Raw genomic sequence first — 21,957 nt, forward strand, 5'->3', positions numbered from 1 at the left:
ACCGTGAGAGGCGCGGTGCATCGGAGGAAGTAAGCGTAATGAAGATCATCACCAGACTGCTCTGCGGCGCCGCTTTCGCGGCCGTCGCCATCGCGCCGGCATCGGCCAAGGACCTCAACAAGGTCGGCATCTCGGTCGGCCTGCTCGGCAACCCGTTCTTCGTCGCCACCATCAAGGGCATCGAGGATGCGGCCAAGAAGATCAATCCGAAGGTCGAGGTAACATCGGTCTCGGCCGACTATGACCTCAACAAGCAGGTCTCGCAGGTCGATTCCTTCATCGCCGCCGGCGTCGACGTGATCATGCTCAACGCGGTCGATGCCAAGGCGATCGCACCGGCGGTGAAGAAGGCGCAGGCTGCCGGCATCGTCGTCGCCGCCTTCGACGTTTCGGCGCCGGGCGCCGACGTCACCGTGATGACCAACAACGTCAAGGCCGGCGAGGAAGCCTGCCAGTACCTGGTCGACCACACCGGCGGCAAGGGCGACTACGTCATCCTCAATGGACCGGCGTCGTCGTCGATCCTGGAACGTGTGAAGGGCTGCAAGAACGTGCTTGCCCAGCATCCCGACATCAAGATACTGTCCGACGACCAGAACGCCGAAGGCTCGCGCGACGGCGGCTTGAAAGTGTTCCAGTCGCTGCTTACCCGTTTCGACAAGATCGACGCGGTGTTCGCCATCAACGACCCGACGGCGATCGGCGCCGAGCTCGCCGCCAAGCAGCTCAACCGCTCGGAGTTCATCTTCACCGCGGTCGACGGCGCGCCGGATATCGAGAAAGAACTTTCTTCCGGCAAATCGATGATCAAGGCTTCGGCCTCGCAGGATCCCTATGTGATGGCCGGCCAGTCGCTGACCATGGCGGCCGACCTGCTGGCCGGCAAGAAGCCGGCGGAGGCCACCGTGCTGCTCGACCCGAAGCTGATCACCGCCGAGAACCTGAAGGACTACAAGGGCTGGACCGCGGCCCGCTAAGCCTCCCAAGGCTGGTGCGGCCGGCGCGATCCGGCCGCACCCATTCTCCCCACCTCAATGCCGGAGACGATCATGTCGCGCATCGGAATCCATTCTTTCGTCTGGTCGGCAAGCTCGGCGCAGCACGAGCTCGAACGCACGCTGGCCAATACCAAGGAGGCCGGTTTCGACCTGATAGAATTCTCCTATCTCGACCCCGCCGATGTCGATATTGGCGGCCTTGCCAAACGCATCGCCGATCTCGGCCTCGGCGTGGCGATCAGCATCGGGTTGCCTGGTGATGGCGACATATCGAGCGCCGACAAGGCGATCGCCGCGCGCGGCGTCGAGATCCTCAACCAGACCGTCGCGTTGACGCGCGACCTTGGCGGCAGCAAGGTCGCCGGCATTCTGTCGGCCAGCCATGGGCTGCAGGTCGAGGCGCCGACACGCGATCAATGGAACCGCAGCGCCGCGGCGCTGGCCAAGGTTGCCGAGACGGCGAAGGCGGCCGGCGTCACGCTCAACCTGGAAATCGTCAACCGCTTCGAAAGCAATCTGCTCAACACCGCCGCGCAGGGCCTGGCCTTCATCGAGGACACCGGGTCGGATAACATCTTCCTGCATCTCGACACCTTCCATATGAACATCGAGGAGGCCGATGTCGGGCTCGCCATCCGTCACGCGGCAGCCAAGATCGGCTATGTCCATATCGGCGAAAGCCATCGCGGCTTCCTCGGCACCGGCAACATCGACTTTGCGGCGATTTTCGATGCGCTGACCGCAATCGGCTACGCCGACGATCTCAGCTTCGAATCCTTCTCCTCGGAGATCGTCGACGAGAACTTGTCGAAGAAGACCGCGATCTGGCGCAATCTGTGGACCGACAATATGGCGCTCGCCAAACACGCGCGCGCCTTCATCGGCCTCGGGCTGGAGACGGCGCAACGCAAGGCTGAACTCGTCTCGGCGCCGCACAAACCGTAGCAACTCCAGGTCGGCGCGGGATGCGCGGCCGCGCCTGTTTCGCATGGCACGGCATTGCTCCCGTCATGTGCATCGGCTATCCGACCTCGAACATAATGAAGCAAACGGAGCCCGGCATGACGAACAAGACTATCCTCAAATTCGGCGCGGTCGAGCACGCGGAAGCCGGCGATCTGCCTGGCTGGATCGCGGTCGAGGGCCAGCCGACCATGCAGACCGCCGTCCAGCACACGACCGCGGACGGCAAGGTGATATCGGGCACATGGCGGGCGTCACCCGGCACCTATCACGCGACCTACACCGACTATGAGTTCGTGCACATGATCGCCGGCCGCATCATCATCACGCCCGACGGCGGCACTCCGGTCGAAGTGGGCCCCGGCGACGCCTTCGTGGTGGAAGCCGATTTCAAGGGCACCTGGAAGATCGTCGAGCCGGTGATCAAGCATTTCGTCGTCCGGGTCGGCTGAGCCGGCCTGATCGCATTCGAGCATGAAAATCCCGCCATGGTCCGCCATGGCGGGATTTTCGCTTGTGGCATTGGTTTCGACGCGTTGCTCCGTCGTTCAATGACCAGATGCATCGTAATGGGTCAGCACGTCTGGCACGGCATTTGCTGCTGTGGCGAGGCGGCCACAAGGCCGTCCCGATCCAACGGTTGGCAACGATGCATTTTCGTCAGTTTCTCATCGGAATGACCGCAACGTCGGCGTCCGTCGCGCTCGCGGCCTATTTCAGGACGGGTTCGCCATGGCTCGCCCTTGCATGCGCCGCCGCCAGCGCAACCCTGCTGCAGACCGGTTACTTCATGCCGATCGTCAGGGAGGTCTATCGGCCGGCAGTCCCGGAAAGGACAGCGGCAAACCACGATGCACGCCGGCCCGAGGCAAGGCTGCCGGCGCGCCTGCTTACGCTCGTTGCGATCGCCATGCTGGCCAGCGCGGCGATGACGCAGACGACCCTTGCCGATGACGATGATACTTACTTCGACTGCGTCATCGGCAAGGCCGAGGCGATCATGAAACGGCAAACGCACAGGGATGCCGAAGCAGCGCTGGGGAAGGCCTATGCGCTGTGCCAGCCGATGGAACCGTCCCAGGAAGCGTTCTTGTCGCCCTGACCTGCCGCAACTGGTTGAAGTCGTTGACAATCAATGAGGGTTGTTTGCAACACGGTGCGACGTGGTCACCGCGAAAATCAATTCCAACCCTCTGATTTCGTTGGTGATCCCGACAGGAATCGAACCTGTGACCTACAGATTAGGAATCTGCCGCTCTATCCTACTGAGCTACGGGACCACGCGGCCCGACACATAGCCGCTTCGGACCGTTTCGCCAAGAGGCCGGCCGAAGGCAATTCGGCCGGCGCTTTACATGCATCAGGCGGCTAGCGCCGTCTCCGCCAGTTTTACCCAATAGCTCATGCCGTGCGGGATGGCTTCGTCATTGAAGTCATAGGCCGGGTTGTGGAGACCGGCGGTCTCGCCATTGCCGATGAAGATGAAGGCTCCGGGCCGGGCTTCCAGCATATAGGAGAAGTCCTCGCCGCCCATCACCGGTTGGATCGCGCGGTGCACCTGGGCATCGCCGGCCACGTCGGCGGCCACGTCGCTGGCGAACACCGTCTCATCCGCATGGTTGAACGTCACCGGGTAATTCGCGTCGTAGTCGACCTCGATCGTCGCGCCATAGGCGGTGGCCAGCCCCGCGCAGATCGCGCGGATACGCTCTTCCGATTTCTTGGCCACCTCCTTCTTCAGCGTGCGCACCGTGCCGGCGATCTCGGCCGATTCCGGGATGATGTTGTAGGCGTCGCCCGCGTGGAACTTGGTCACCGACACCACCACGGCCTCGACAGGATCGGTGCTGCGCGAGGCGATCGTCTGCAAGGCGCCGACCAGCTGGCTGGTGATGACGATCGGGTCGATCGTGCCGTGCGGCATCGCCGCATGGCCGCCCCGGCCTTTCACGGTGATGGTGAATTCGGCGGTCGCCGCCATGATCGGGCCTGGACGGATGGCGAACTGGCCGACCGGCAGGCCGGGCATATTGTGCATGCCGAACACTTTGGCGATATCGAAGCGCTCCATCATGCCGTCCTTGACCATCTCGTTGCCGCCGCCACCGCCTTCTTCCGCCGGCTGGAAGATGACCGCCACGGAGCCCGTGAAATTGCGCGTCTCGGCGAGATATTTCGCCGCGCCGAGCAGCATCGCGGTGTGGCCGTCATGGCCGCAGGCATGCATCTTGCCCGGAACGGTCGACGCGTAGGGCTTGCCGGTGATCTCCTTGAGCGGCAGGGCGTCCATGTCGGCGCGCAACCCGATTGTGGGGCCTTCCCCCTGACGGCCGCGGATGATGCCGACGACGCCCGTCTTGCCGAGGCCGGTCACCACATCGTCGCAGCCAAACTCTTTCAGCTTTTCGGTGACGAAGGCCGCCGTCTTGAAGACATCGAAGTTCAGTTCTGGCGTCTGGTGCAGATGCTGTCGCCAGCCAGTGACTTCGTCCTGCATTTCGGCGGCGCGGTTCAGGATTGGCATGATGGTTCCATTTCGTTGTTGGTGCAGCCGGCTTCAGCCCGATGTTTTGGAATTGTGATTGTCAGGCGCTTTGCCATGTTGGCGTCACATAGGGTAAATAGCACCGCAATAATGCGGTCCGGTTTTTGAGGGTCGGATCCTTATGCTGGCGGTCACGTAACGAAATCTTACGGAGCCAGGGGCAATCAGGGCAAGAGGCGATTTCGGATTCGATCATGCGGCACAGGCATTTCCTCAAACTATTCCCGGCTGGCGCAATCATGCTGTCGGTCCTGGCTGGGCCGGCGCTGGCCAATCCGGTGGTGGTCTTCGACCTCAAGAGCGGCCAGATCCTGCAGCATCAGGATGCGTTCAAGCGCTGGTATCCAGCCTCGCTCAGCAAGCTGATGACCGCCTATGTGACCTTCAGGGCGATCGCGGCCGGGGAAGTCCAGCTCGATTCGCCGATCAAGGTGACCAAACATTCCGCTGGCGAACCGCCGAGCAAGATGGGTTTCAAGCCCGGCTCGGTGATGCGGCTCGACAATGCGCTGAAGATGATGCTGGTCAAATCGGCCAATGACATCGCCATGGCGGTCGGCGAGAATGTCGGCGGGTCGCAGGCAGCCTTTGCCGAAAGGATGAACGCCGAGGCGGCCCGGCTCGGCATGAACGGCACCCATTTCGTCAACCCGAACGGGCTTTACTCGCCCGACCAGTATACGACGGCGCGCGATCTCTCGATCCTGGTGATGGCGATCCGCCGCGAGTTTCCGCAATATGCGCCGTGGTTCTCGATCGAGGGGCTCGCGGTCGGCAAGAAGGCCATTTCCAACTACAATCTCCTGATCGGCCGCTATCCCGGCGCCGACGGCATGAAGACCGGCTTTGTCTGCCCGTCCGGCTTCAACATGATCGGTTCGGCGACCCGCAACGGGCGTACGCTGGTGGCGGTGGTGCTTGGCGAGAAGTCGGCGATCAGCCGTGCCGAAACCGCGGCCAAACTGCTCGATCAAGGCTTTGACGCGCCTGCCGCCGGGTCGACCACCGTCACCACGCTGGCGCCCTACGGCGATCTGATCTCGCCCAACGACATGCATGACGAGGTCTGCAAGAAGAAGACGAAGGCGGAGCAGTCCGAGGCGCCGCCAGCCGTCGCCGCCAAGGACGTGCCGAAATCGCCCTATCGGGAGAAGCTCGACCATGTGCCGACACTGGTTGCCGTCGGCCTCGGCGGCGCCACCGGTCCGGCGCCGAAAGCGATCCTCGACGAGGGCGCGCAGGAATATGCCGACGTGCCGATTCCGCCTTGGCGGCCCGACAAACCCGTACCGGCCGGCACCGGTCCGAAAGTCGTGGGTGCCGCCGCGCAAGGCGACCAGCCGACCAAAGCCGCGAATTAACCCGATGAGCGGTTTCCCGATACCCGTCTCGGTGCTGACCGGCTTTCTCGGCGCCGGCAAGACGACATTGCTCAACCGGCTCCTGAAGGATCCGGCCTTGGCCGACACCGCGGTCATCATCAACGAGTATGGCGAGGTGGCGATCGACCACCTGCTGGTCGAGCAGGCCTCCGACGGCATCATCCAGCTTTCCGACGGCTGCCTGTGCTGCACGGTGCGCGGCGAACTTGTCGACACGCTGGCCGACCTGGTCGACCGGCTGCAGACCGGCCGTATTGCCCGGCTTGCCCGCGTCATCGTCGAGACCACGGGACTGGCCGACCCGGCGCCGGTGCTGCAGTCGATCATGGCCCATCCGGCGCTGGTCCAGGCTTTTCGGCTCGACGGCGTCATCACCCTGGCCGATGCGGTCAACGGTGGGGCGACACTCGATGCGCATGTCGAGGCGGTCAAGCAGGTTGCGGTGGCCGACCGTATCGTGCTCTCCAAGGCCGATCTGGTCGCTGATCCCGGCGATCTCGAAACGCTGCGGGCGCGCTTGCGCCAGATCAATCCCGGAGCTCAACTGCTCGATGTCGGGGAGACGAAGACCGGCGTGGCGGCGCTGTTCGACTGCGGCCTCTACAATCCTGCCACCAAGTCCGCCGACGTGCGGCGCTGGCTTGGTGAAGAGGCTGCGCATCACGACCATGTTGACCATCATGGCCATGATGATCACGAGCATGCCCATGCCCATGCCCATGCCCATGCCCATGCCCATGCCCATCGCCACGATCAGCGCGTAAAAACCCATTCGCTGGTGCATGACGGCCCGGTGCCGTTTTCAGCCATCGAGATGTTTCTCGATCTCCTGCGTTCGACGCATGGCGAGCACCTGCTGCGCATGAAGGGTATTATCGAATTGCAGGAGGATCCGTCGCGGCCGTTGGTCGTGCATGGCGTGCAGAAGATCCTGCATCCGCCGGTGCGGTTGCCGTCCTGGCCGGACAGCCAGCGCGGCACGCGGCTGGTTCTGATCACGCTCGATATGCCGGAAGACTATGTGCGCCGGCTGTTCGCCGCCTTCACCAACCGGCCGTCGGTCGATACGCCCGACCGCGCGGCGCTGGAAAACAACCCGTTGGCGATCGCCGGACTGTAAATCTTTCGATTATTGCTCGCCGCGCTCGACCAGAAAGCGATGGCCTGAAACCGACGCTGTTTCAATCAGCTGGTGGCCGGCGTCCGAGCAGAAGGCGGGGATGTCGATGACGGCCAGCGGGTCGGTGGTTTCCAGCCAGAGCCGGCTGCCCGGCTGCATGCCGGCCAGCCGCTTCTTCGCCTTCAGCACGGGCAGAGGGCAATTCAGCCCCTTCAGATCATAGACGGTGTCGCTGGCCACGGCGATCAGCCGCCGAACATGCCGAGCAGCTTGTTCTTCAGCTTCGTCACCCGGCTCTCGTCCGCGCTGGCGGCCTGCGTTTCGGCCGGCTGGGCTTCCGTCGGAGCAGCAATGGTCGCAGTGGCGACGGGAGCTTCCTTGGCGGCCTTGGCCGCTTCCTTTGCAGCCACGGCTTGCGCCTTGGCGGCTTCCTTTTCTGCCAACGCCTGCGCCTTGGCGGCTTCCTTGGCCTGTTTGGCGGCCTCAATGGCTGCCAGCCTCTGCTCCTCGGCCTTCTTCTTGGCCGCTTTTTCCGCGTCGAGCGCCGCCATCTTGCGGCCGGCGGGCGAATCGATGCGGCCCATGCGCGCCGTCTCGGTCACCGAACCGTCGGTGTTGAGCGATGGCGGGTCGATCGGCACGCGTTCGCCGCGCGCCCGGCGCTTCGACCAGTCGGAGACGATGCTGGCTTCCTTGATGCCGGCAATGGTTGGCTTCGGCGGCGGCACGCTAGCCTTGAGCGCGCCGTTGAACGCTGCATCGTAAGTGCTCTGATAGGCGTTGTAGGCGCTCTTCAAGGAATCCGGCTGCGTGGTCGCCGGGCAGGCGCCGGTCGGATCGAAGGTCTGGCCGTCGGCGGCAACCTGGTTGAAGACGTAGCGCTTCTCGCAGACGTCGACCTTCGGCGGCACCTTGGTGACTTCGAAATTGTCGTAGCCGACCTTCAGCATCTTCCAGAACTCATAGTTCGGATCGTTGCGGTAGCGCGCCATGTTGGCCGCGGTCATGCGGAACGGAAAAGCCTGGATCTGGAACTCGGTCTGGCCACCCTGAAAGGCGTCGCGGCCGAAGGCATAGATCTGCTCGATCTGTGCGTCGGTCATCGAATAGCAGCCCGACGACGAGCAGGCGCCATGCACCATCAGGTTCTGGCCGGTGCGGCCATTGGCGCGGTCATAGGCGTTGGGGAAGCCGATGTTGAAGGACAGATGGTAGTTCGAGCGCGGGTTCATCTGCGATGGCCGAACCGTATAGAAACCTTCCGGCGCCTGGCGGTCGCCCTCGGTGTATTTCGGCCCGAGCTTGCCCGACCATTTGCAGATATCGTAGCTCGCCACCATGTCGTAGCGGCCATTGGTCTTGGCCTTCCAGATTTCGAGCTTGCCTTCTTCCTTGAAGATACGGGCCATCACCGAGGAGGTGCGGATCATGCCCTTGGCCTTCATGTCGGCCAGGATCTTGTCGGGCAGCGGCTTGTTGGCTTCCGGGGCAAAATCCTTCATCGACGAATCATTGCAGCCGGCAACGACTATCGAGGCAATGAGGACTCCGGTGCGGGCAAACTTGGCAAACATGGATACGGCTATGTCTTTTTCCTCGGTCCATGGCCTCAAAGCGGCTGGACCCGTATGCTGAACACCGACGGACCGTAAGCCCGTTAACCTTGAAAATTCCTTACCGCAAGCTTCGACAAACCCCTCACGGCAATTTCATTGAACCGAATCCGGCGGCATTTTTGTGGCGAAAGCGCTCATTGCCGCCACATTGCCGTGGGCACGGGGCTTCGATGGTCCCATTGTGCCGTCGGACGGTCAGAGGCTGCGGCCCATCGCCAGGTATTTCTCGCGGCGCTGTTCACGGAAATCGGTGTTGGCGCCGGCGAATTCCTTCATCGTCTTGGCGATGAGGTCGCCGGTCGCGGCTATCACCGTTTCGGGCGCGCGCTGGGCGCCGCCCATCGGCTCGGGGATGATGGCGTCGATGATCTTCAGTTCGAGAAGATCCTGCGCGGTGATCTTCATGTTGGTCGCCGCGTCCTTGGAGCGCGTCGTGTCGCGCCACAGGATGGAGGCGGCACCCTCGGGCGAAATCACCGAATAGATGGCGTGTTCGAGCATGTAGACGCGGTTGGCGGTGGCGATCGCGATGGCGCCGCCCGAACCGCCTTCGCCGATGACGACCGAGATCGACGGCACTTTCAGGCCAAGGCAGGCCGAGGTCGAGCGGGCGATGGCTTCGGCCTGGCCGCGCTCCTCGGCGCCGACGCCGGGATAGGCGCCGGCCGTGTCGACCAGCGTCAGCAGTGGAATCTTGAAGCGGTCGGCAAGTTCCATCAGCCGCACCGCCTTGCGATACCCTTCAGGACGCACCGAGCCGAAATTGTGCTTCAGCCGGCTCGCCGTGTCCGAGCCCTTTTCCTGGCCGAGGATGGCGACAGGTTCGCCGCGGAAACGGGCAAAACCGCCGACGATCGCCTGGTCCTCGCCGAAATTGCGGTCGCCGGCGAGCGGCGTGAAGTCGCTGAACAGGCCCTTGATGTAGTCGACGCAGTGCGGCCGGTCGGAGTGGCGCGCCACCTGCACCTTCTGCCATGGCGTCAGCGCCTTGTAGAGTTCGCGCAGCGCGTCGCGCGAGCGCTTCTCGAGCCTGGTGATCTCGTCGGCGACATCGACCGCCTCGCCGTTCTCGGCAAGCTTCTTGAGCTCGAGGATCTTGAGCTCAAGATCCTGCACCGGCTTTTCGAAATCGAGGTAATTGTACATGCTTGAGCGGACCGATGCGTCGGAAGGCAAGGACTGCGGAACCGTTGAAACCAAGGCTCCGGGCGGTGAAATGTCGTCCTCACATAGCGATATGAGGCCTAGTCGGCAAGCGGATGATGATCGTTGACCAGCCGCACCAGCCGCTCCTCAAGCACGTGGGTGTAAATCTGTGTCGTCGATATGTCGGCGTGGCCAAGCAGTTGCTGCACGGCCCTGAGATCGGCGCCGTTCTGCAAGAGATGGCTGGCGAAAGCATGGCGCAGCACATGCGGCGATATTTTCGCCGAGGCAATGCCGGCGCGCGCCGCCAGCCCTTTCAGGTCGCGGGCAAAGACCTGGCGCGAGAGATAGCCGCTATCGGATGCCGCCGGAAACAGGAACGGGCTGTCGCCGAAAGCAGGCACCTTGGCCCGGACGTCAAGCCAGCTCCGCATCGCCGAGCGCGCCTTGGCCGACAGCGGCACCATGCGTTCCTTGTCGCCCTTGCCGCGCACCATGAAGAAACGGTCGTCGCGCTGCGCCACCGTCACCGGCAGGCCGACCAGTTCGGAAACGCGCAGACCCGTGGCGTAGAGCACTTCGACCAGCGCATGCAGGCGCAAGGCCGCCAACCTGTCGGCATGACCGAGCCCGGCATCGCCGGCTTCGTGCGCGGCGCGGTCGATCAGCCGGCCGGTTTCGGCCTCACTCATCGTCTTGGGCAGTGGACGGCCCTTCTTAGGGCTGTCCAGCGTGCCGGTCGGGTCGTCGGCACGCAGGCCTTCGGCATAGAGGAACTTGAAGAACTGGCGGATCGCCGACAGTTTGCGCGCCTGCGACGTCGGCGCGAAGCCGCGCGCGGCAATATCGTCGAGATAGGCGCGGATATCTGCGGTAGCCGCACCGGCAAGCCCGCCATCGATTTCTTGCGAGGCATCCTCCAGATCGCGGCGATAGGAGGAAAGCGTGTTCTCGGCCGCTCCCCGCTCGGCGCTCATCATTTCCAGGAAGGCCTCGATACGGGCGGCGCTGTTCATTTCCTTGAGGCGTTCCGAGACAGTTACGGTGTGGTTCAGTTTTTCTTGGGATTGAGCTTTTCCGGCGGAATACGCACGCTCATTTCCGCTTTTTTCGGCTCGACGAACATCACCAGCGCGAACATCGTACCATAGGCAATGCCGGCCAGAATCGCGAGGGTCACGACAAAGCGAAACAGTGTCGGCATCAATTCTCGCCCGTCTTTTTGTTCTGCGTTTCCAAACCCTGTGCCCTTATGGGACGCCAATCCGGCCAATTCAAGGAGGAAGCGGGGGCGTGTTAGCAACTTCTGATGCGAGCGTCCCTCCGTCCATATCGAGCCCACGGCGCTCGGCACGCTTGACGCAAACCGGCTTTTCATGTCGATACGCCGGCAAAGAGGGCCCAAGAAACAGCTGATGAACGCGCTACAGGCAAATCCTCCAGGCGAGACCCATGCCGCGCTGCTTGGCCGGCTGGGCGGCCGGTCCATTGTCTTTGTCGGCCTGATGGGCGCCGGCAAGACGGCGATCGGCCGCAAGGTGTCGACGATGCTTTCGCTGCCCTTCATCGATAGCGACCAGGAGATCGAGAGCGTGTCGCGGATGACCGTTCCGGAGCTGTTCGAGCGCTACGGCGAGACCGAGTTCAGGGCCCTGGAACAGCGTGTCATCCTGCGCGTGCTTGAAAACGGCCCGCAGGTTCTGTCGACCGGTGGCGGCGCCTTCATGAACGCGCAGACGCGCGAGGCCATCGCCGCCCATGGGGTCTCGGTGTGGCTGAAGGCCGAACTCGACCTTCTGATGGACCGCGTTTCCAAGAAGCAGAACCGCCCGCTTTTGAAAAGCGCCGATCCCCGCGCCGTGCTGGAGCGGCTGATGGAGGAACGCTATCCGGTCTATGCCACTTCCGACGTCACCGTGCCGACCCGCGACGACCGCAAGGAGATCATCGCCGCCGAGGTGCTTGAGGCGCTGTGCCGGCATTTCGGCATCGATACGATAGCGGCGACGGGCGAGGTCGAATCATGAGCGCGGATCAGCCTGTCATCGTCGAAGTCGGTCTCGGTGACCGGGCCTACGACATATTGATCGGCGCCGGCCTGCTGTCGCGCGCCGGTGCTGAGATTTCGCGCCGGCTGCCGGGCACACGCGCCGCCGTCGTAACCGACGAGAACGTCGCCGCGGCGCATCTCGATACGCTGAAGGCCGGGCTCGAGAAGGGTGGCATCCAGCCCACCGTCATCACGATGCCGCCCGGCGAGAAGACCAAGAGCTTTGCCCATCTCGAAGAGGTGGTCGATGGCGTCCTGGCCGCCAGGCTGGAGCGCGGCGACGTCGTCATCGCGCTTGGCGGCGGCGTCATAGGCGATCTCACCGGTTTTGCCGCCGGCATCGTGCGGCGCGGCATGAATTTCGTGCAGGTTCCGACCTCGCTGCTGGCGCAGGTCGATTCCTCGGTCGGCGGCAAGACCGGCATCAACAGCCCGCGCGGCAAGAACCTCGTCGGCGTCTTCCTCCAGCCCAGGCTGGTGCTGGCCGACACCGAAGTGCTCGACACGCTGCCGATCCGGGAATTTCGCGCCGGCTATGCCGAGCTCGCCAAATACGGGCTGATCGACCGGCCGGAATTCTTCGCCTGGCTGGAAGCGAACTGGGAAAAGGTGTTCGCCGGCGGACCGGAGCGGGCCGAGGCCATTGCCGAGGCCTGCCGCGCCAAGGCCGACGTCGTTGCCCGCGACGAGTTCGAAACGGGCGACCGCGCCCTGCTCAATCTCGGCCACACCTTCGGACACGCGCTCGAAGCCGCCACGCAGTATGACGGCGCTCGGCTTGTCCATGGCGAGGGGGTCGCCATCGGCATGGCGCTGGCGCACCGGTTCTCGTCGCGGCTCAATCTCGCCAGCCCCGACGATGCGGCCCGCGTCGAGGCGCATCTGCGTGCCGTCGGGCTGCCGTGGCGGATGGCCGATATCCCGGGCGATTTGCCCGATGCGGATACCCTGCTTTCATTCATCACGCAGGACAAGAAGGTGTCGCGCGGCGCGCTGACCTTCATTCTGACGCGCGGCATCGGCCAGGCCTTCATCGCCAAGGATGTACCGGCCTCGGAAGTGCTGTCGTTCCTCAGGGAAAGCCATCCAGCCAGCCGGAAAGCCGGCTGAGATGGACAATGGCTGGATCGTCGTCGCCGTCCTTGCCATCATCGTCCTGCTGGTCGTTGCCGTGCGCAAGCGTCTCCTCGCAATGTTCGGCTACGAACTGTCGCGCATCGAGCCGCAGCGCTCGAGCCAGGACGAATTGCGCGGCGCGGTCGACGATTTCCGCCGTGACGGGCAGGTGGTGCGCGAGGACCGCGACCGCATCGGCGGCCTGTTCGACCTCGAAGAGCTCGAAGTTTCCGACGTCATGGTCCACCGCACGAATATGCGCTCGGTCAACGCCGACAATGCGCCGGAGGCAGTGGTGCGCGAGATCCTGCAGAGCCCGCACACCCGCATGCCGCTCTGGAAAGGCTCGCTCGACAACATCGTCGGCGTGCTGCACGCCAAGGATCTGCTGCGCGCGCTGAACGAAGTCGGCAACGATTTCTCGCAAATCGACGTGATGAAGATCGCCTCAAAACCCTGGTTCGTGCCCGACACCACGACCTTGCAGGAACAGCTCAACGCCTTCCTGCGCCGCAAGGCGCATTTCGCCGTCGTCGTCGACGAATATGGCGAGGTCGAGGGGCTGGTGACGCTGGAGGACATCATCGAGGAGATCGTCGGCGAGATCGCTGACGAGCACGATGTCGACATCCAGGGCGTCAAGCAGGAGGCAGACGGCTCCATCGTGGTCGATGGCACGGTGCCGATCCGCGACCTCAACCGGGCGCTCGACTGGAACCTGCCCGACGAGGAGGCGACCACCATTGCCGGCCTCGTCATCCACGAGGCGCAATCGATCCCCGAGGAGAAGCAGGCTTTTACGTTCCACGGCAAGCGCTTCGTTGTAATGAAGCGCGACAAGAACCGCATTGCCAGGGTCAGGATCCGGCCGGCCGGCGACGCCTGAAGCCTGTCTTTATGCTAGTTGCCCCAAGGCCGCTGCGCACTTTTTGATCGATATGCGCCGGGCCTGAGCCACGGCATCGGTGCAACAACCAAGCCTCATTCCGCGATCTGGCTCGTCGACCGTTCATTGACCGTCAGGCCCGTCTCAGCGTCGACGGCGGCCAGGCTGACCTCATAACCCCAAAGCCTCCGGATGTGACGAAGCGTGGCGTCGCGGCTGGTGTCCTCAAGAAGGATGCCCTGTTTCACCTTGTGCTGCAGTCGCAAATGCCGATCGCCGAGCAGATCGACATCCACCACCTGGATGTCCGGTCGGTTCGCGCCGACGTCGTAGTTGTGAGCGAGCGCGGCGCGTATCTTTTCATAGCCGCGCTCGTTGTGGATCGAGGCGACCTCACAATGCGGCTGGTCGGCAGCGTCGCCGAGCACAAAAAACCGCCATTTCCGGATCAAGGCCGGGCTGAGGTACTGGCGGATAAAGGACTCGTCGCGGTGGTCTGCCCAGGCGTCGAGGAGGACCTCGCGCCAGTTGCCGTGGCCGGCGATGTCGGGAAACCAGTCTCGATCCTCGGCCGTCGGCTTGGTCGAAATGCGCCTGATGTCCTGCATCATGTCGAGGCCGAGAGCGTATGGATTGATGCCCGAAAAACGCGGATCATCGAACGCCGGCTGGAAGACCACGTTGGAATGATTGCGCAGGATTTCGAGCATGGCGCCCTCGCTGATCCGGCCGCGGTCGAACAGCGTGTTCATCACGGTGTAGTGCACGAAGGTGGCGCAGCCCTCGTTCATCACCTGTGTTTGCCGTTGCGGATAAAAATATTGCGCTATGACGCGAACGATCCTGATGATCTCGCGCTGCCAGGGCTCCAGGACCGGACTGTTCTTTTCCAGGAAATAAAGGAGGTTTTCTTCGGGCAGGTTGAGCGATTTCTTCCACTCCGGGTCTTGGACCTTGACGTCGGCCCTTTGCTGCGAATGCGGCAGTGTGCGCCACAGATCGTTATAGGAGCGCTCTTCGTATTCGAGACGCTCGCGAAGCCCTTCGCGCAGTCGCTCCGACGACAGCTTCGGCGGCCGCTGATAGCGGAACACGCCCTGTTCCATCAGCGCGTGGGCGGAATCGAGAACGGCCTCGACGGCAGCGAGGCCGTGCCGCTCCTCGCAACGGACAATGTAGCTCTTGGCGAAGTCCAGGTAGCCGAGGATCGCTCCAGCGTCCGTCCACTGCTTGAACAGATGGTTATTCTTGAAGAAATGGTTGTGCCCGAGCGCGGCGTGAGCCGTCACCAAGGCCTGCAGGGCCATGGTGTTCTCCTCCATCAGATAGACGATGCAGGGATTGGAATTGATGACCAGTTCATAGGCAAGTCCGCGCCCGCCTTTGCGATAGAGCAGATCCTGGTGGAGGAAGTGTTTGCCGAAAGACCAATGTCGGTACATCAGCGGCATACCGACTGACGAGTAGGCGTCGAGCATCTGCTGGGAGGAGATGATCTCCATCTGCACGGGATAGATATCGAGATGGAGCTCTTCGACAGCGATCGCCTCGATCGCATCATAGACCCGCGACAATTTCGTAAAATCCCAGTCGGATCCGGAAAAAAGCAGTTCGGAATTAGCGGCTTGTGTGGTCATCAGCTCCCTCACGCTCTCTTGAGGAGAGTCGGCTGTCTGCCGAAGAGCTGGCGAAAGACCGGGTAGATATCGGCGGGCGTGGCGATGCGGCTCATCTGGAAGTTCGGCCATTTCAGGTCGATCGCGCTATAGGCACGCCATAGCGATGTCCCGTTCTCGGTCGTGCCGAATATATGGGCTTCGCGCTCGTCGATGATCTCGACATAGGCAAAATACTGGCACAGCCGCATGAGCTTGCCGTCGAGCAGGGCTATGCAGCGCTCGGAATCGGTGATGGAATTGTCTCCGTCCGAGGCCTGGGCGGCATAGATGTTCCACTGGCTGGCCGGATATCGCTGCCCGATGATGCGATGCATTTCCTCGAGCGCGGTGGAAACGACGGTACCGCCGCTTTGGGTGCAATTGAAGAATGTCTCCTCGTCAACCTCCTGCGCCTCGTGGGTATGGCGAATGAAGACGATTTCGATCCGGTCATAACGCCGTTTCAAAAACAGGTGCAGCAGCACGAAGAAGCGCTTGGCCAAATCCTTTTCGCGCTCACCCATGGACCCGGACACATCCATCAGACAGAACATGACGGCATTGGCGTTCGGCACGGGCTGGGGATCGAAGCGGTTGAATCGAATGTCGACAGGATCGACATAGGCAATTCGCCTGCGCCGCCGCTCCAACCGGTCCAGCTCCTCGCGCAAAGCGGCAATGCGCTGGCGCGTTGCCGCGCTGGATTGCACCAACTCGAGCATGGCGATCTCCTCGAGGATCGCGTCCAACTCGCCCTGCTTGGGGCGCCTCAGCGCAATACGCCGGCCATGACTGTTACGCATCGTGCGCCCAACATTGATGTTGGTCGGTGAGCCGGTAGCGGCGAAGCCAGCCCGGCGCGGCTTGAAGGCAAGGATTTCCTTGAGGTTGAGCTTGACCATATCCGGGAGTTCGAGATCCTCGAAAAAAAGATCGAGCACCTCTTCGCGTGACAGCACAAAACGAAAGTCGTCTTCAGACACGGTGTCTCCCGGGGACGACGCCCCGGCGCCGCCGCCCTGGCCGGGCTTGGGGATCAGATCTCCAGGAGAGAAATGCCTGTTGCCCGGCAGGATGTACTGGCGCCTGCCGCTGTTCCTGGCGTTGTTGAAGGTCGGCTCGCCCGTGCCTCTGTCGGGCATGGGCACTGCGTGCTCGGCATCCACGTCGGCGATCCTGCCGATGCGGATCTGATCGCGTAGGCTTCGCTTGAGTTCTTCCCGAGCGCGCCTGAGGAACCGCTGGCGATTGCCCAGGCTCTTGTCCTTCGGATTCAGGCGGCGGTCGATGAAAATAGGCATGGAACCATTCGGGCCTCTCTTAACCCGCCTTGTTCACCCGCATGTACCAGTCGACAAGCCGGCGCACCTGCCGCTCGGTGTAGCCGCGTTCCACCATGCGCTGCACGAATTCATTGTGCCGCTTTTCCGTGACGCTGTCCTGCTTGGAGCCGAAACTGATCACCGGCAAGAGGTCTTCGACCTGGCCGAACATCCGCTTCTCGATGACCTCGCGAAGTTTCTCATAACCCGTCCAGGACGGGTTGCGGCCGTGGTTTCGCGCCCGGGCACGCAGCGTGAATTTGACCACTTCATTGCGGAAGTCCTTGGGATTGGCGATGCCGGCCGGTTTCTCGACCTGCGACAATTCCTTGTCCAATACCTCGCGATTGAGAATCTGGCCCGTGTCGGGATCCTTGTAGTCCTGGTCCTCAATCCAGGCATCGGCATAGGCGATGTAGCGGTCGAAGAGGTTCTGGCCATATTCGCTGTATGATTCCAGATAGGCTTTCTGAATCTCGTGGCCGATGAACTCGGCATAGCGCGTTGCCAGTTCCGACTTGATGAAGTCGAGATAGGCGCCTTCCGTTTCCTTTGGAAACTGCTCGCGCTTGATCGCCTCTTCCAGGATGTACATCAGGTGCACGGGATCGGCAGCCACCTCCTTGGTGTCGTAGTTGAATGTCTGGGACAAGATCTTGAAGGCGAAGCGTGTGCTTACGCCGGTCATGCCTTCGTCGACGCCGGCGGCATCGCGATATTCCTGGACCGACTTCGCCTTGGGATCGACTTCCTTGAGGTTCTCACCGTCATAGGCGCGCATCTTGGTGTAGAGCGGCGAATTGTCGTGCTCGGCAAGGCGGGTCGAGACCGTGAATCGGCTGAGAATGTCCATCACTTCAGGTGCGCAGGGGCTTGCGGCCAGGTCGCTCTCGCGCAGCAGCTTTTCATAGATATGCCGCTCTTCGGTGATCCGCAGGCAATACGGTACCTTGACCACGAGGATGCGGTCGAGAAAAGCCTCATTGTTCTTGTTGTTTTTGAACTGTTGCCATTCCGATTCGTTGGAATGGGCAATGATGATGCCCTGGTAGGGAAAGGCGCCGAAATTCTCGGTACCGTTGTAGCTGCCTTCCTGGGTCGCCGTCAGCAACGGATGCAGGACCTTGATGGGTGCCTTGAACATCTCGACGAATTCGAGCAGGCCCTGCGTGGTCCGGTTCAGTCCGCCGCTGTAGGAATAGGCGTCCGGGTCGGATTGGCTGAAATTTTCCAGCTGTCTGATGTCGACCTTGCCGACCAGGGCCGAGACATCCTGATTGTTTTCGTCGCCAGGCTCTGTCTTGGCAATGCCGATCTGGCGCAGCCGGGAAGGCATCAACTTGACCACGCTGAATTTGGAAATGTCGCCGGACAGTTCGTCGAGTCGCTTGGCCGCCCATGGCGAGATGAGCCCATGCAGCCGGCGTCGGGCTATGCCGTATTTATCCTCCAGCAGGTCGCCCATGCGATCGGGGTTGAAAAGGCCAAGTGGCGATTCGAAAACCGGGCTGATCTGGTTGCCGACCTTCAGCGTGTAGATCGGGCGCTGTTCCATCAATTTCTTCAGCCGTTCGGCCAGGGAGGATTTGCCGCCGCCGACAGGGCCGAGGAGGTAGAGGATTTGCTTGCGCTCCTCGAGTCCCTGGGAGGCATAGCGAAAATAGCCGGCGATACGCTCGATCGTTTCCTCCATGCCGTAGAAGTCGGAGAAGGAGGGATAGATTTTAAGGGTGCGGTTCGAAAAGATGCGGCCGAGCCGTTCGTCCTTGCTGGTGTCGACCAGGTCGGGTTCGCCGATCGCCTCGACCATCCGTTCAGGCGCCGAGGCATACATTGATTTGTCCTCTCGGCAGGCAAGGAGATACTGCTGGAGGCTGGTTTCTTCCTGGGCGGCGTTGGCATAAATCTCCGAAAAAAGGTCGAAGACGTCGGACTGATTGTCGCGCATAGTGCTTTGCCCTCAGAGCCGTGCTGGCTACCTAATGGCTCATCACATATTCAACTGCCGGAACGCATGGTGGTTCCCTTTATTAGGAGCGCGCGTGCATTTGGCATTGAAACCCGAGACGCCAGCCATCTGGCCGAAATGCTTACCCAATACTTAGGTGGTGATGGCCAGACGAGGTCGTCAAGGGGCAGATATTGATTTCGTGATCTGCACGGTATTGAAGCGCGTTGATGCGGCCTGAGGCGGCGAGAGTTGCGACCCGGTTCTGGACGCGCGTAGCGCCCGCGAGCACTGTTGGACCTGCACAGCCGGGAGACTACGATGATCGATCGACGAAACCTCATCCTGACCTCCCTGGCGGCGATGCTGCCCTTGGAAGCATGGACCGTGCCGCGCCAGCCCGCGCCAGAAACGTTTGACTACGGACCGGCTCGACTCGACCTTTATGCACCGGAGGACGCAAGCGGGCTGCCGGTGGTGTTTTTCGTTCATGGCGGCGCCTGGCGGCTCGGCAAACGCAGCCAGGTGGGCGCCAAGCCGGCCTTCCTGCTTGCCAACCGCTTCTGCTTCGTCTCCATCGACTACCGTATGCTGCCGCAGGCCGATGTCGCCACCCAGGCGGGCGACGTCGAGAAGGCCTATGCCTATGTCAGGGCCAACATCGCCCGGCATGGTGGCGACCCCAACCGCATCGTCGGCATGGGCCATTCGGCCGGCTGCCACCTGATTGCTCTGACCGGCATGCGCGGTGGATTGCCCGGCGTCGCCGGGCTGCTTCTCGATGATACCCGGGCCTATGATCTCGCCGCGCTCGCCGAAAATGGCGGCATGGTGCGGGCCTATGCGCGCGTGTTTTCCGATGCTTCGCAATGGGCGGCGCTTTCGCCGGCGAGCTATGTGGACGGCCGCAAGCATCCGCCGACCTTCATCGCCTATTCTCGTGCCGACGGTCGCGGCGAGCAGTCCACGACCTTTGCCGAGCGCCTGCGCGCCACAGGCACCGAGGTGACGCTGTTCGATGGCAGCGCGTATACGCATATGTCGATCAACCGCGATTTCGGCAGGGATGGCGATGCGCTGACCGCCGCCGCGCTGACGTTCCTGAAATCGGTGGTCGGTTGACTCAGCCGATTGTCGCTCGCCCATTCCGTCGCTGGATCATGCCAAAAGCGTCGGCGGAATATTGCGGCGCGGACATGCGCGGGTGCAATTGCTCCTCGTTAACGGGAGAAAATTTGCATGAATGGCGCCGATGTCCTGTGCGACGTGCTGCTGGCCAATGATGTGACGGTGTGCTTCGCCAACCCCGGCACATCCGAAATGCATTTCGTCGCCGCGCTCGACCGCAAGCCGCGGATGCGTTGTGTGCTTGGCCTGTTCGAGGGCGTGGTGACCGGTGCGGCCGACGGCTATGCGCGCATGACCGATCGCCCCGCAGCGACGCTGCTTCACACAGGGCCGGGGCTGGCCAACGGTCTTGCCAACATGCACAACGCAAGGCGCGCCAGGAGTTCGATGATCAACATCGTCGGCGACCATGCCTCATACCATCTGCCGCTCGACGCGCCCCTGACCAGCGATATCGAAGGCCTGGCGGCGCCGATGTCCAACTGGGTGCGCCGCATCGAAGGGCCTGCCGATGTCCAGCCGGCCACGGAGGCGGCCTTTCGCGCCTCGCTGACGCCGCCGGGGGTCACGACGCTGATCCTGCCGGCGGACGCGGCCTGGGGGGAGGCTGACGCGGTTTCGCCCGGCAAGGTTGTCCTTTCACCGCCGCCGGTGCTTGACGTGGATGCGGTGCGTCAGGTTGCCGCGGCGATCCGCTCCGCGCCCGGCCGTGTTGGCATGATCGTTCGCGGGCGGGCGGCGCGCGCCGATGCGCTCGAGATCGCCGGCCAGATTTCGGCGGCCTGCGATGTCAGGCTGTTCAGCGAGGTCCTGATCGCCAGGATGCAGCGCGGGCGCGGACGTGTCGCGCCGACGCGCATCCCCTATCCGGTCGACGCGGCGACGGCAGCGCTCAGGGATATCGATGTCCTGGTGCTGGTCGGCGGAAAGGAGCCGGTCGCCTTCTTTGCCTATCCGGGAAAGCCGGGACGGCTTGTCCGTGACGACTGCCAGGTGCTGACGCTCGCCGGCCACGGCCAGGACCTGCATGCGGCGCTGGAAGCGCTTCGCGGTGAACTTGGCGTCAAGCCGTCGCAACGGACGGTGGTTGCCAGCGCCTTTCCCGACGAGGCGACGCCGAACGGCCCGCTGACGGAAGACGCCATCGCACTGTCTGTCGCGAGAAAGCTGCCGGCCGACGCGATCGTCTGCGACGAGGCCGTCACCTCGGCGCGGCGCTTCTTCGCGCTGTCGGCCTTTGCCGCGCCGCACGATTACATGATGGGCACGGGCGGGTCGATCGGCGGCGGCATCCCGCTGGCGACGGGTGCGGCGATCGCCTGTCCCGGCCGCAAGGTGATCAATCTCGAGGCCGACGGCAGCGGCATGTACACGGTGCAGGGCCTGTGGACGCAGGCGCGGGAACGTCTCGACGTGGTGACGATTGTCTTTTCCAACCGTACCTACGCGATCCTGCATGGCGAGATGAAGAATGTCGGCGTGAATGCGATCGGCGAGAATGCGCGGCGCATCCTCGATCTCGATCATCCGGCGCTGGACTGGGTTTCGCTGGCCAAAGGCATGGGCGTGGAGGCTGCGCGTGCGGATACCTGCGAGCGGTTCGACGCGCTGCTCGCCGCTGCCTTGTCTCGCCCGGGGCCGTTTCTGATCGAAGCGGTAATCTGACCGGTTCTTACCAGCGCGTCTGTTCGCCCGGCGCCGCCGGCTCGATCGCCAGCGCGTGCACGCCGGCCTTCAACTCGTCGGCCAGCAGTTCGTTGACGGCGCGGTGACGGTCGATGCGGCTCATGCCGGCGAAATTCGGCGAGACGATGCGGACACGGAAATGCGTCTCGCCGGTGCCGTCGAACTCGGCGTGGTGGCCGGATTCCACGTGATGATGGCCGGCGTGCAGATGGCTTTCGTTGAGGATGACCAGCCGGTCCGGCGAAAATGCCTTGTTGAGCTTGTCTTCCATGGTCGCCTGTATGGACATCGTTTTCTCCCTTCACCACATATGGTTGGCGCTGCCGTGAAAACCGGAAATCGGTCTCACCAGGCCGCTGGCGCGCAACAAAATCAGTCATTCGCCTGCTTTAA

At 62.7% G+C, this 21,957-nt stretch carries 21 protein-coding genes and 1 tRNA gene; 11 read left to right on the forward strand and 11 right to left on the reverse strand.

Going from position 1 to position 21,957, the window contains the following annotated elements:
* Positions 1-38: 38 nt before the first annotated feature.
* From EN808_RS00115 to EN808_RS00130, 4 genes are all read left to right on the forward strand, one after another.
* Positions 39-977, forward strand: coding sequence for an ABC transporter substrate-binding protein (locus EN808_RS00115; RefSeq protein WP_135914855.1), 939 nt, complete (start codon positions 39-41; stop codon positions 975-977).
* 72 nt (positions 978-1,049) lie between these two features.
* A complete protein-coding gene (locus EN808_RS00120) occupies positions 1,050-1,943 on the forward strand; it encodes a sugar phosphate isomerase/epimerase (protein ID WP_135914857.1) in 894 nt (297 codons plus the stop codon).
* 116 nt (positions 1,944-2,059) lie between these two features.
* Positions 2,060-2,413 carry a cupin domain-containing protein gene (locus EN808_RS00125; protein WP_135914860.1) on the forward strand — a complete coding sequence of 118 codons (354 nt, stop codon included), beginning with the start codon at positions 2,060-2,062 and terminating at the stop codon, positions 2,411-2,413.
* Positions 2,414-2,610: 197 nt separating this feature from the next.
* The gene (locus EN808_RS00130) at positions 2,611-3,063 is read left to right on the forward strand and encodes a hypothetical protein (RefSeq protein ID WP_189524034.1); all 453 of its coding nucleotides are present in this window, start codon (positions 2,611-2,613) and stop codon (positions 3,061-3,063) included.
* A gap of 101 nt (positions 3,064-3,164) precedes the next feature.
* Here EN808_RS00130 and EN808_RS00135 read toward each other — a convergent pair.
* Positions 3,165-3,241 (reverse strand) — tRNA-Arg (locus EN808_RS00135).
* Between the two features lie 80 nt (positions 3,242-3,321).
* Positions 3,322-4,485: a M20 aminoacylase family protein gene (locus EN808_RS00140; RefSeq protein ID WP_135914864.1), complete on the reverse strand. Its 1,164-nt coding sequence runs from the start codon at positions 4,483-4,485 to the stop codon at positions 3,322-3,324.
* A 215-nt stretch (positions 4,486-4,700) separates the two neighbouring features.
* Between EN808_RS00140 and EN808_RS00145 the strand changes: the two genes are divergently transcribed.
* The gene (locus EN808_RS00145; RefSeq protein WP_127279581.1) at positions 4,701-5,867 is read left to right on the forward strand and encodes a D-alanyl-D-alanine carboxypeptidase family protein; all 1,167 of its coding nucleotides are present in this window, start codon (positions 4,701-4,703) and stop codon (positions 5,865-5,867) included.
* Positions 5,868-5,871: 4 nt separating this feature from the next.
* Positions 5,872-7,008 (forward strand): GTP-binding protein, encoded by a 1,137-nt coding sequence (locus EN808_RS00150; protein WP_135914866.1) that lies wholly within the window; start codon positions 5,872-5,874, stop codon positions 7,006-7,008.
* A 9-nt stretch (positions 7,009-7,017) separates the two neighbouring features.
* Here EN808_RS00150 and EN808_RS00155 read toward each other — a convergent pair whose 3' ends face one another.
* From EN808_RS00155 to EN808_RS00175, 5 genes are all read right to left on the reverse strand, one after another.
* Positions 7,018-7,248: a sulfurtransferase TusA family protein gene (locus EN808_RS00155; RefSeq protein WP_189524035.1), complete on the reverse strand. Its 231-nt coding sequence runs from the start codon at positions 7,246-7,248 to the stop codon at positions 7,018-7,020.
* Positions 7,249-7,253: 5 nt separating this feature from the next.
* Entirely contained in the window at positions 7,254-8,582 is a 1,329-nt protein-coding gene (locus EN808_RS00160; protein ID WP_135883507.1) for a murein L,D-transpeptidase family protein, read from the reverse strand.
* Between the two features lie 237 nt (positions 8,583-8,819).
* Positions 8,820-9,770 carry an acetyl-CoA carboxylase carboxyltransferase subunit alpha gene (locus tag EN808_RS00165; RefSeq protein WP_127872194.1) on the reverse strand — a complete coding sequence of 317 codons (951 nt, stop codon included), beginning with the start codon at positions 9,768-9,770 and terminating at the stop codon, positions 8,820-8,822.
* Between the two features lie 98 nt (positions 9,771-9,868).
* Positions 9,869-10,786: a site-specific tyrosine recombinase XerD gene (locus EN808_RS00170; protein ID WP_135914870.1), complete on the reverse strand. Its 918-nt coding sequence runs from the start codon at positions 10,784-10,786 to the stop codon at positions 9,869-9,871.
* A 35-nt stretch (positions 10,787-10,821) separates the two neighbouring features.
* A complete protein-coding gene (locus EN808_RS00175) occupies positions 10,822-10,974 on the reverse strand; it encodes a hypothetical protein (protein ID WP_015315495.1) in 153 nt (50 codons plus the stop codon).
* A gap of 211 nt (positions 10,975-11,185) precedes the next feature.
* Here EN808_RS00175 and EN808_RS00180 point away from each other — a divergent pair, with 211 nt between their 5' ends.
* From EN808_RS00180 to EN808_RS00190, 3 genes are read left to right on the forward strand one after another with little or no spacing between them, the layout of a single operon-like run.
* Positions 11,186-11,797: a shikimate kinase gene (locus tag EN808_RS00180; RefSeq protein WP_135914872.1), complete on the forward strand. Its 612-nt coding sequence runs from the start codon at positions 11,186-11,188 to the stop codon at positions 11,795-11,797.
* Complete coding sequence (aroB, locus tag EN808_RS00185; RefSeq protein ID WP_135914874.1) at positions 11,794-12,930, forward strand: 3-dehydroquinate synthase; 1,137 nt, start codon at positions 11,794-11,796, stop codon at positions 12,928-12,930. Before EN808_RS00180 ends, aroB begins: the two co-directional genes overlap by 4 nt.
* Position 12,931: 1 nt before the next feature.
* A complete protein-coding gene (locus EN808_RS00190; protein WP_127276021.1) occupies positions 12,932-13,822 on the forward strand; it encodes an HlyC/CorC family transporter in 891 nt (296 codons plus the stop codon).
* 95 nt (positions 13,823-13,917) lie between these two features.
* Here the strand turns inward: EN808_RS00190 and EN808_RS00195 are convergent, their stop codons facing one another.
* From EN808_RS00195 to EN808_RS00205, 3 genes are read right to left on the reverse strand one after another with little or no spacing between them, the layout of a single operon-like run.
* The gene (locus EN808_RS00195) at positions 13,918-15,459 is read right to left on the reverse strand and encodes a SpoVR family protein (RefSeq protein ID WP_135914876.1); all 1,542 of its coding nucleotides are present in this window, start codon (positions 15,457-15,459) and stop codon (positions 13,918-13,920) included.
* Between the two features lie 8 nt (positions 15,460-15,467).
* Positions 15,468-16,781: a YeaH/YhbH family protein gene (locus tag EN808_RS00200; RefSeq protein WP_135914878.1), complete on the reverse strand. Its 1,314-nt coding sequence runs from the start codon at positions 16,779-16,781 to the stop codon at positions 15,468-15,470.
* A 19-nt stretch (positions 16,782-16,800) separates the two neighbouring features.
* Positions 16,801-18,750 (reverse strand): PrkA family serine protein kinase, encoded by a 1,950-nt coding sequence (locus tag EN808_RS00205; protein ID WP_135914880.1) that lies wholly within the window; start codon positions 18,748-18,750, stop codon positions 16,801-16,803.
* 321 nt (positions 18,751-19,071) lie between these two features.
* Here EN808_RS00205 and EN808_RS00210 point away from each other — a divergent pair, with 321 nt between their 5' ends.
* Both EN808_RS00210 and EN808_RS00215 read left to right on the forward strand, forming a co-directional pair.
* Positions 19,072-19,872 carry an alpha/beta hydrolase gene (locus tag EN808_RS00210; protein ID WP_127872202.1) on the forward strand — a complete coding sequence of 267 codons (801 nt, stop codon included), beginning with the start codon at positions 19,072-19,074 and terminating at the stop codon, positions 19,870-19,872.
* 117 nt (positions 19,873-19,989) lie between these two features.
* The gene (locus tag EN808_RS00215) at positions 19,990-21,543 is read left to right on the forward strand and encodes an acetolactate synthase large subunit (protein ID WP_135914881.1); all 1,554 of its coding nucleotides are present in this window, start codon (positions 19,990-19,992) and stop codon (positions 21,541-21,543) included.
* 7 nt (positions 21,544-21,550) lie between these two features.
* On the opposite strand, the gene EN808_RS00220 is transcribed toward EN808_RS00215, so the two are convergent.
* Entirely contained in the window at positions 21,551-21,853 is a 303-nt protein-coding gene (locus tag EN808_RS00220; protein WP_127276016.1) for a BolA family protein, read from the reverse strand.
* Positions 21,854-21,957: the final 104 nt, after the last annotated feature.

This window comes from Mesorhizobium sp. M8A.F.Ca.ET.165.01.1.1, from assembly GCF_004792065.1.
Taxonomy (GTDB): Bacteria; Pseudomonadota; Alphaproteobacteria; order Rhizobiales; family Rhizobiaceae; genus Mesorhizobium.